General features: G+C 72.0%; 1 protein-coding gene and 1 pseudogene. Both read left to right on the top strand.

Annotated elements, in window-relative coordinates; genetic code table 11:
- A pseudogene (locus L810_RS43625) lies at positions 1–287 on the top strand (GNAT family N-acetyltransferase); the annotation flags it as partial.
- 12 nt (positions 288–299) lie between these two features.
- Positions 300–889, top strand: a 590-nt coding sequence (locus L810_RS43620; RefSeq protein WP_042978529.1) for an NAD(P)-dependent oxidoreductase, incomplete at its 3' end; no start/stop codon positions are given.

Genomic DNA, 889 nt, shown 5'->3' with positions numbered 1-889 from the left:
AACTGCTCGGCTTCGCGCTGTTCCGCCGCTTCGGCCGCGGCCATGCGATCGGCCCGGTGGTCGCGCCGGACGCGCAGCGCGCGCAGGCGCTGATCAGCCACTGGCTCGCGCTGCACGAAGGGAAGTTCGTGCGGCTCGACGTGCCGGGCGACAGCGGGCTGTCCGACTGGTTGCAGGGGCTCGGGCTGCCGCGCGTCGATACCGTCGTCGCGATGGCGCGCGGCGCAACGCCCGCGCGCGACCCGGCGCTGCGGGCGTTCGCGATCGTGAACCAGGCCCTCGGTTGAGCGGTACCCACGATGAGCTTTCTCTACAAGGCCGACCCGGTGCGCGGTGCGCAATGGGCACAGCGCTTCGCGCAGCAGGCGCCCGAGCTGCCGTTCCGGATCTGGCCGGACCTCGGCGATCCTGAAGCCGTCCGTTATCTCGCCGCGTGGCAGCCGCCCGACGATCCGGCCACGCTGCTGCCGAATCTCGAAGTCGTGTTCTCGGTCGGCGCCGGCATCGATCAGTTCGACCTGTCGCGCGTGCCGGCGCATATCCCGGTCGTGCGGATGATCGAGCCGGGCATCGTCGAAGGCATGGTCGAGTACGTGACGCAGGCCGTGCTGACGATCCACCGCGACCTGCTCGACTACGCGGCGCAGCAGCGCGCGCAAGTGTGGCGTGAGCAGCCGGTGCGCGCGGCCGCGTCGCGGCGCGTCGGCGTGCTCGGGCTCGGCACGCTCGGCCAGGCCGTGCTCGATACGCTGCGCCGCTTCGGCTTCCCGTGCGCCGGCTGGAGCCGCACGCCGCGCACGCTCGACGGCATCGACTGCTACGCGGGCGACGCGGCACTCGATGCGTTCCTCGCCCGCACCGACATCCTGATCTGCCTGCTCCCGCTCAC

This window comes from Burkholderia sp. AU4i (assembly GCF_000466765.1).
In the GTDB taxonomy this organism is placed as follows: Bacteria; Pseudomonadota; Gammaproteobacteria; order Burkholderiales; family Burkholderiaceae; genus Burkholderia; species Burkholderia cepacia.
This window is presented reverse-complemented; position numbering and strand designations above follow the sequence as displayed.